This window comes from Kitasatospora sp. NPDC054768, from assembly GCF_053612025.1.
On the sequence record NZ_JBSHBN010000251.1, the window covers coordinates 1 to 8524 of the forward strand.

7 protein-coding genes are annotated in these 8524 nt (G+C 75.4%); 4 read left to right on the forward strand and 3 right to left on the reverse strand.

Going from position 1 to position 8524, the window contains the following annotated elements; all coding sequences use genetic code 11:
* Positions 1-246: 246 nt before the first annotated feature.
* Both ACWGKU_RS39090 and ACWGKU_RS39095 read left to right on the forward strand, forming a co-directional pair.
* Entirely contained in the window at positions 247-1296 is a 1050-nt protein-coding gene (locus ACWGKU_RS39090; RefSeq protein ID WP_452180885.1) for a LacI family DNA-binding transcriptional regulator, read from the forward strand.
* A gap of 213 nt (positions 1297-1509) precedes the next feature.
* Positions 1510-1950, forward strand: a complete 441-nt coding sequence (locus tag ACWGKU_RS39095; RefSeq protein WP_452180888.1) for a helix-turn-helix domain-containing protein — start codon at positions 1510-1512, stop codon at positions 1948-1950.
* A 369-nt stretch (positions 1951-2319) separates the two neighbouring features.
* Here the strand turns inward: ACWGKU_RS39095 and ACWGKU_RS39100 are convergent, their stop codons facing one another.
* The 3 genes from ACWGKU_RS39100 to ACWGKU_RS39110 form a co-directional block, all read right to left on the reverse strand.
* A complete protein-coding gene (locus ACWGKU_RS39100; RefSeq protein WP_452180889.1) occupies positions 2320-4812 on the reverse strand; it encodes a beta-glucosidase in 2493 nt (830 codons plus the stop codon).
* An 81-nt stretch (positions 4813-4893) separates the two neighbouring features.
* Positions 4894-5601 (reverse strand): alpha/beta fold hydrolase, encoded by a 708-nt coding sequence (locus ACWGKU_RS39105; protein WP_401051562.1) that lies wholly within the window; start codon positions 5599-5601, stop codon positions 4894-4896.
* A gap of 44 nt (positions 5602-5645) precedes the next feature.
* A complete protein-coding gene (locus tag ACWGKU_RS39110) occupies positions 5646-6920 on the reverse strand; it encodes an MFS transporter (RefSeq protein ID WP_452180886.1) in 1275 nt (424 codons plus the stop codon).
* Positions 6921-7074: 154 nt separating this feature from the next.
* Between ACWGKU_RS39110 and ACWGKU_RS39115 the strand changes: the two genes are divergently transcribed.
* Entirely contained in the window at positions 7075-8115 is a 1041-nt protein-coding gene (locus tag ACWGKU_RS39115; RefSeq protein ID WP_401051557.1) for a LacI family DNA-binding transcriptional regulator, read from the forward strand.
* A gap of 186 nt (positions 8116-8301) precedes the next feature.
* A complete protein-coding gene (locus ACWGKU_RS39120) occupies positions 8302-8493 on the forward strand; it encodes a hypothetical protein (RefSeq protein WP_452180887.1) in 192 nt (63 codons plus the stop codon).
* Positions 8494-8524: the final 31 nt, after the last annotated feature.

Below are 8524 nucleotides of genomic sequence, written 5' to 3' on the forward strand. Positions count from 1 at the left end.
TCGCGCGCCTTGGTGGTCACTGTGACCTACTCAAGGGCGGGCGCCGGGTCGGCGGGTCCCGGGTCCCGGGACCCGGGTGGCGGGGTGGGCGAACGGCCGGCGGCAGCCGGTGGGAGCGCTCTCACGCCGTGTACGATGGCCGCCCCCGAGCGTGCGCGAGCACGTCTCCCGAACAGTCGACCTCGTGGATCACTTCCGTCGCCCCGTTCCGGACGATCGCCCGGTGAGCCACGCCGGAGTGTGATCATGCCCCGAACTGAACGGCCGGGTCCCGGAACCGCCCGGTCCGGCGCGCGACCGACGGTGGAAGACGTGGCGGCTCGCGCCGGAGTCAGCAGGGGGACGGTGTCCCGGGTCATCAACGGTTCGCCCAAGGTGAGCACCGAGGCGAGGGAGGCCGTGGAGCGCGCCATCGCCGAGCTCGGCTACGTCCCCAACCAGGCGGCACGGTCCCTGGTGACCTCGCGGACCGATGTCATCGCCCTGGTCGTCCCGGAAAGCGCGGAGCGGCTGAGGTCGGAACCGTACTTCTCGGACGTCATCACCGGGATCTCCGACGAACTCGCCGCGACCGACCTGCAGTTGCTGCTGGCCCTGGTCCGCAACGAGGACGAGCGCGAGCGTCTGACGCGCTACCTCACCGCGCGTCGGGTCGACGGCGTGCTCCTGGTCTCGGTGCGTCAGGACGACCCGTTGCCCGACCTGCTCGAATGGCTGGAGATGCCGACCGTGCTGGGCGGTCGCCGTTCCGAGCGGGAACCGCTGAGCTACGTCCACGCCGACAACGCGGGCGGGGCCCGGGCGGCCGTCCGGCACCTGGTCGCGCGCGGCAGCACCAGGGTGGCCACGATCACGGGGCCGCTCGACATGGAGGCGGCCGGAGCACGCCTGGCGGGGTACCGGGAGGCGCTCACGGAGGCCGGCCTCCCCCTGGAGGAAGCACTCGTCGCCCACGGGGACTTCACCGAGGCGGGCGGCTACGCGGCGATGCGCGAACTCCTGGCCGGAGCACCCGCCCTCGACGCCGTGTTCTGCGCCTCTGATCTGATGGCCGTGGGCGCGATCCGGGCGCTGCGCGAGGCGGGGCGGCGCGTGCCGGGACAGGTGGCGGTCGTCGGCTTCGACGATTCCGTGGTCGCCCGGAGCACCGAGCCGCCGCTCACCAGTGTGCGCCAACCCATCGAGGCGATGGGGAGGTTGATGGTTCAGCTGTTGCTCGAAGAGATCGCCGAACCCGGTCGGCCGCGTCGCCAGGTGACCCTTCCGGCCGAGCTGACGGTGCGGGTCTCGGCCTGACGGGACCAGCCTGAAGGGCCATCAAATCCCGTTGTTCTTCGCCGGGCTCCCGCTGAGTGTCGCGACCGACCCGGCAGGTGAGGACTGCTACGCTCCCCGGCGTGGGAGCGCTCCCACGCGTCAGGTGTGGAAGCGCGCGTTCAGTACGAGGGGGCGTGGATGTCAGGGGGTGACGTGTCGAAGGCGCAGCAAGGGAATACGGCATTCGGGGGGATGCTGAGGGAGCTTCGTCGTGCGGCGGGGCTCACGCACGAGGAACTCGCCCGGCGTTCCCAGGTCAGTGTGAGGACGATCAGCGACATCGAGCGGGGCCGGGTGCGCCGACCGCATCGCCGTTCGGTCCAGCAGCTCGCGGCGGCACTCGGCCTGGGGGCTTCGCGCTTGGAGGGGTTTCTCCGTGCTGCGCGGGCCGTTCCCGGTAGCGGGATCGATCAGCCGGGCGGGAGCCACCGCGGGGCGCCGGCCGCCGACGTGGTGGGCGAGCAGCCGTCCGCGGTGGTCGTGATGGTCCTGCCGTTGACGGCGGTCGGTGAGAGCGGTCCGTGCTGTCGGCGCCGCCGGCGCTGTCCGCAGCCCCGCCCCGCCCGGCCGCGGCACCAGGGCGGGGCCCGGCCGGGCTCACCCGATCGCGGCGCCCAACCGCGCACCCGGTAGATCCCCGGCTCGTTCCGCGTGGGAGGAGGGTCCCCGGGCTTCCGCAGAGCGAACCGTGACGGCCTCCCGTCACGCCGCCGTCCGACCGGCGGCCACCACCCGGCGGCCCGGGCCGTGCTGGCCGACGACGCGAGGATCACGGACCCGACGATCCTGAGCCAGCTGTAGGGCCCCGGGGCCGACGCGGGGGCCGGCGGCGAACGGGAGGAGGGGCGGTCCGCTCGGGGTGAGCGGGCCGCCCTGGGCGGGACCACGGCGACGGTGGCCCGCCGTGATGGTGCCCGGCCCGCGACGGCCGTGCCCGGCTCGCGGCGACCGTGCCCGGCCCCGGCGGCGACGGGGCCGCCGGGGCCAGTCCGTCGGCCCGGGTCAGGCCCGCGGCGGAACGACCAGGGCCACCGCGAGCGGCCGGTCCCCGGCGCTGCGGCCGGCCTCGACGGTGTGCACGCCGGGGTTGACGCGCCAGGAGCGGGTGGCGGTGTCCCAGCTCTCGACGGCCCGGCGCGGGACGGTGATCCGCGCGGTGACGACGGCGCCCGGTGCGGCCTCGACCACCGCGAAGCCCGCCAACTGGCGGTCGGGGCGGGTGCGGTCGGAGCCGTCGGTGGCCAGGTAGAGCTGCACCACCTCGCGTCCGGCCCGCTCGCCGGTGTTGCGCACCCGGACGGTCACCTCGGCGAGCGCCTCGGCGTCCCCGTCGACCAGTCGTGCCTCCAGGCCCTCGTAGGACCAGTCGGTGTAGCCGCCGCCGGCCCCGAACCAGTACGCGGGTGCGGCGCCGGCGCGGCGCTGCCAGGCCCGGTAGCCGATGAACAGGCCCTCGGCGTAGTCGAGTCGGCCGTCGGTGGGCACGACCTCCCGGACGGGGCTGTCGGCCTCCTCGGCGGGCCAGGTGGTGGGCAGGCGTCCGCCCGGCTCGACCGCGCCGAGCAGCACGTCGGCGAGCGCCTCGCCGGCCTGCTGGCCGGGGAACCAGGCGAGCAGCACGGCGGCCACCTCCTCGCGCCAGGGCATCAGCACCGGGGCGCCGGCGTTGACCACCACCACCGTACGGGGGTTGGCGGCGGCGACCCGGGCGACCAACTCGTCCTGGCGGCCCGGGAGTCGCAGGCTCGCCCGGTCCACGCCCTCGCTCTCCACCTCCTCGGTGGTGCCGACCACGACCACCGCGACCTCGGCCGTCCGGGCCGCCGCGACGGCCCGGTCGATCAGCTCGTCCGGGGAGACGGTCGGCGCGCCGTGCCCGAGCGTGAAGGAGACCAGGCCGAAACCGGTGACGTCGCCCGTCCGCGGCACGGTGTGGGTCAGCGTGACGGCCGTCTCCCGGCCCTCGGGGAGGTCGAGTTCGACGCGGTGCTCCGGAGGGTTGAGGAAGGCCGCGGCCGGGTCCTCGCCCTCGGGCAGCAGCGCCCCGTCGTAGAGCACCTCGCCGTCCGCCTCCAGGGTGAACCGGCCCACGCCCCGGACGGCCAGCCGGTGCCGCCCGCCGGCGCCCGCGGCCAGGACGCCGGTCAGCCGGACCCGTGCGAGGTCGGCGAAGGCGGTGCCGCCGGGCAGCGCGCCCAGCCAGCGGACGCTGCCGTCGGCCAGCGCGGCCGTTCCGAGCGACTCGCCCTCCGGGCCGAGCAGTTCGGCGCTGCACGGGAAGGCCGCGGGCGGGAGGAAGGTGCGCGGGTCGGCGCCGGTCTCGTGGACCAGCGTGCCGCCCTCGCCGAGCGCGGCGCGCAGGCCCTCCAGCGGGGTGACCACCCGGGTCGGGAAGACCTGGGCGCTGCCGCCGCCGCCGATCCGGGCCTCGGCCGCGGCCGCGCCGATCAGCGCCACCGTGGCCGGTGCCGGGTCCAGCGGCAGCACGCCGCCCTCGTTGCGCAGCAGGACGAAGGAGTGTGCCGCGAGCTCGCGCACCAGGGCCTCGCCGTCGACCGGCGCGGGCAGTTCCCCGGCCGGGACGGCGGCCGGGGCGCCGGCCAGCAGGCCGACCCGGGCGGCCAGCCGCAGCACGCGGCGGGCCAGCGCGTCCACCACGGTCTCGGGCACCAGGCCCGCGCGGACGGCCGTCACCAGGTGCTCGCCGTAGACGGTGGCCGGGCCGGGCATCGCCACGTCGAGGCCGCCGAGCGCGGCCCGGACGGTGTCCCGGGCGCCGGTCCAGTCCGAGACCAGGACTCCGTCGAAGCCCCACTCCTCGCGCAGCACCGTGTTGTTGAGCTCGGTGTGCTCGCTCATGGTCGGGCCGTTGACGGCGTTGTAGGCGGCCATCAGGCCCCACGGGTGGGCCTTCCTGACGATCGCCTCGAACGGCGCCAGGTAGAGCTCGCGCAGGGTGCGCTCGTCCACCCGGACGTCGACGGTGTACCGGTCGGTCTCCGAGTCGTTGGCGACGAAGTGCTTGGGCGTGGTGCCGACTCCGCCGTCCTGGACGCCGGAGACCAGGGCGGCCCCGATCTCGCCGGTGAGCAGCGGGTCCTCCGAGTAGCACTCGAAGTGGCGTCCGCCGCGCGGGCTGCGGTGCAGGTTGACGGTCGGCGCGAGCACCACGTGGGCGCCCTTGCGCCGGGCCTCCTGGGCGAGCAGCCGGCCGGCCCGGCGGACCAGGTCGAGGTCCCAGGTGGCGGCGAGGGCGGTCGGTGAGGGCAGGGCGACGGACGGGTCGTCCGGGGTCCAGTGCTCGCCCCGGACGCCGGCCGGGCCGTCGGACATCACCAGCCGGCCGAGGCCGATCTCCGCGTTGGCGGGCAGCGACCACATGTCGGCCCCGGCGAGCAGGGCGACCTTGGCGGGCAGGTCCAGGCGGGCGAGGGCGGCCTCGGCGGCGGCCTCGCGCCGGGCGTCGGCGGTCAGGGTGGTCTGTTCGGCGGCCATGGTGGTCTCCTCACTGGTCACGGTCGTCTCCGCGCTGGTCGCGGCGGTCTGCTCGGGGGCGTTCTCCCGGTGGCGCACCGGTCACACCCAGCCTTCCAGCGCGGCCATGAAGCCGGCGTGGTCGTCCCGGTGGACGGTGTGTCCGGCGCCCGGCACGGTGCGCACCTCGAAGCCGCGCTCGCGCAGCAGTCCGGTGTCGGCGGCGCCGAGCAGGAAGCTGTCGTCGGCCCGCACCACCAGGGAGGGCACGGTGGGGGCCTCGGGCAGCCCGGCGTCCTGTCCGGGCATGGCGAGCGCGGAGTCCGGGTCCCAGGCGGCGAGGGTGGCGAGCTCGACGTCGATGTCGGCCTCCTCCCACCGCGGGTTCATGGCCGCGATCTGCTCGCGTCCGGCGTTCCGGAACTCCACGAACAGCTCCGGGTCCACCCCTTCGGCCTGGGCGAACTGCCAGGCCGGGTCGACGTAGACGGCGCGGGCGGGCTTCAGCCGTTCGACGGCGCGCAGCAGGGTGATGCCGCCGAGCGAGTGCCCGACGGCGAGCGCGGCGCCGGTGGGCAGGGTCTCGACCAGGTCCTCGGCGTAGGCGTCCAGGGCGTAGCGCTCCTGCGGGGTGCCGCCGTTGCCGCGCGGGCTCAGCCCGTGGCCGCGCTGGTCGACGGCGATGACCCGGTAGCCGCGCTCGGCCAGGGCCGGGCCGACCCGCCGCCAGGTGCGGTGGTCGGACATGATGCCGTGCACCAGCAGCGCGACGCGGTCGCCGGTTCCCCATTCGTGGGTGTTCAACTTCATCGCTGTACAGCCTTTCTGGTGGAGCGTCAGGAAATCGGGAGAGGTCAGCGGACGCCGCGGATGGGGCGGACCGCCAGGGCTCCGGCCGCCGCGAGGGCGGCACCGAGCAGGAACAGGGGGGTGTAGCCGCCGAGGCCGACCACGGCGGAGGCCACGAAGGGGGCGATGATCTGCGGCCCGGCGTTGGCGATGTTGAGCACGCCCATGTCGCGGGCGGCGTCCTCGGCCCGGGGCAGCACCATGGTGACCAGGGCGGTGTCGACGGCCATGAAGCAGCCGAAGGCGAGGCCGTTGACCGCGGAGAAGACGATCATCGCGGGCCAGGTGGGGCTGAGCACCGGGATCAGCAGGGACAGGCCGGAGAGGGCCGCCGAGAGCGAGACGAACAGCTTGCGGCGGTCCAGCCGGTCGGAGAGCACGCCGCCGACGACGGTGGAGACGGCCATCGCGACCGAGGAGACGGGGGTGAGGATCGCGATCGCGCGCTCCGGCGTGAGGCCGCCGGGCAGGCTGATGTGGTCCTGGAGGATGTAGAGCTGGTAGCCGACGACGGCGAAGTAGCCCAGCACCAGTAGGGCCCGGCCGATGAACGCCCAGCGGAAGTCCGGCTCGCGCAGCACCCCGAGGAAGGCGGCGGCCTGCTCGCGCAGCGGTGCGGGCCGCTTGGCGGGCATCCGACGCTCGCGGGCGAGGCCGCTGAAGAGCGCGGCGGCCAGTGCGACCAGCAGGCCGAGCACCAGGTAGCCGGTCCGGAGGCGGTCGGAAAAGGCGGAGGCCAGCAGGACGCCGAGGGTGGAGCCGACCGGCAGGCCGAGTCCGACGGCGGCGGAGGCGGTGCCCCGGCGACCGGCCGGGACGCGGTCGGGCACCACGGAGGTGAGGGAGGCCTGGTAGAAGTTCATCGCCGCCTGGCCGAGGCACCAGGCGATGCAGACCAGCAGCACCGAGTTCACGCTGCCGAGCAGGGCCATGGCGGCCACCGTGGCCACGCCGCCGCCCAGGATCCACGGGTTGCGGCGGCCGGAGCGGTCGGACAGGGCGCCGGCGAACGGGTTGAAGAAGGTGGCGAAGACCGCGGCGACGCCGCTGACCAGGCCGAGGTTGGCCACCTTGGCGGCCGGGTCGAGGTGCTCGATGTGCAGCGGCAGCAGCACGCTGCCGACGCCGAGGTAGAGCGCGTACATCGCGGTGTTGCCGGCGAAGAGCAGGGGCAGCAGGCCGCGGGAGGCGGGCGCGGGGGCGTCCGTACGGTCGGCCGGGCCGTCGGTACGGGCGTTCGGGCCGTCCTGCGGCGGGGTGTGGGCGGGGGAAAGGGCCACGTTGCCCTCCAAGGGGAGTGCCCGGCGGCGGGGTGGGGACCGGGCGGCGGATCGGGAACCAGGTTACACGTGTAACGCTTACTCGTGTAACCAGCTGTTTAGCAGGAGATTCCGCCCCGCGGCCAGGGCCGGCCGTGAAAGGATTCGAACCGTTATGAACAGCGACCGCATCGATCCCAGCACCCCGCCGCCCTCCGGGGCCCAGCCGCCCACCAGTGCCGACGTCGCCCGGCTGGCCGGCGTCTCCCGCGCCACGGTGTCCTTCGTGCTCAACAACACGGCCGGCGGCCGGGTCAGCGAACAGACCCGGGCCAAGGTCCGGGCCGCCGCCGACAGGCTCGGCTACGTCCCGCACGCCGGAGCCCGCTCGCTGCGGGCCGGCCGCACCGGGCTGGTGCTGCTCGTCGGTGCCGCCGCGCCGATCGGCCCCCTGTTCAGCAGCTTCCACCGCGAGCTGCAGGAGGCCCTGCACCGCCACGGCTACACCGGCGTGCTGCTCGGCCCCACCCCGGGCAGCGGCGAGGACGCCGCCCGTGCCTGGGCCGAACTGCGGCCCACCGCGGTGGTCTGCCTCACCCCCGGACTCACCCCCGACGGCGTCCGGATCCTGCGGCGTTCCGGCACCCGGGCGGTGCTCACCCTCGGCGCCCCGCCGGTGCCCGGTGCGCACGCGCTGGTCATGGACCAGCGCGAGGTCGGCGCGGCCGCCGCCGCCCACCTGCTGGAGCGCGGCCGCCGCCGGATCGGTGTCGTCCTGCCGACCGATCCGGCGCTCGCCCTGTTCAGTGCCCCCCGGCTGGCCGGTGCCCGGGCCGCCGTCGCCGCGGCCGGTCCCGATGCCGTGGTCGAGCCGCTGCCGCTGGACTACACCGAGGAGTCCGCGGCCGAACTCGCCGTCCGCTGCCGCGAACTGGGACTGGACGGCCTGTTCGGCTACAACGACGAGTACGCGATGCTCGCCCTGCGCGCGCTGCAGGACGCGGGCCTGGACGTCCCCCGGGCGGTGGCCCTGGTCGGCGCGGACGACCTGCTGCTGGCCCGGCTGCTCCGGCCCCGGCTGAGCTCGGTCCGGATGCGGCTGCCCTCCGGCGAGGAGCTGGCCGAGCTGGTCGACCGGGTGGTCGCCGACCCGGACGCGCCGCCGGTCAGCCGGGACCTGATGACCGTCGACCTGGTCGCCCGCGACTCCTCATGACCGCAGGACCCGGGGGCCGGGGGGCCGGACCCGGGGGCCGGGGGGTCGAGGTCCCGGGGGCCGCGCTCGCCGCCGCGGCTCCCGTGCGGGCCGTAGGCGCCCGGCAGGCGCGAGTGTTGACGGACCGTCGACGGGTGGTCGACGGGACGCCGCCGAGGGCCCGCCGATGTGACCGGGGACACGCCGGTGACATCCGGAACGGCCCACCTCCTCTACAACTCCACCACCTGGGCCACGAACACCAACGCCACCGCGTCCTCGACCGCCGGCGGCACCGCCCAGGGCCTGACCGTCACCAACACCACGGCCGGCTACCGGTTCATCAGCCTGTACGGGGCCACCGCCTTCAGCGGCGTCACGGTCACCACGCAGTACTGACCCTCCACCGCGCCCGGCCGCGCCGCGCGGC

What these genes read in the sequence shown, in the direction of transcription:
- ACWGKU_RS39090 (WP_452180885.1), top strand. Translation starts at nt 247, where the DNA reads ATGCCCCGAACTGAACGGCCGGGTCCCGGAACCGCCCGGTCCGGCGCG.
- ACWGKU_RS39095 (WP_452180888.1), top strand. Translation starts at nt 1,510, where the DNA reads ATGCTGAGGGAGCTTCGTCGTGCGGCGGGGCTCACGCACGAGGAACTC.
- ACWGKU_RS39100 (WP_452180889.1), bottom strand. Translation starts at nt 4,812, where the DNA reads ATGGCCGCCGAACAGACCACCCTGACCGCCGACGCCCGGCGCGAGGCC.
- ACWGKU_RS39105 (WP_401051562.1), bottom strand. Translation starts at nt 5,601, where the DNA reads ATGAAGTTGAACACCCACGAATGGGGAACCGGCGACCGCGTCGCGCTG.
- ACWGKU_RS39115 (WP_401051557.1), top strand. Translation starts at nt 7,075, where the DNA reads ATGAACAGCGACCGCATCGATCCCAGCACCCCGCCGCCCTCCGGGGCC.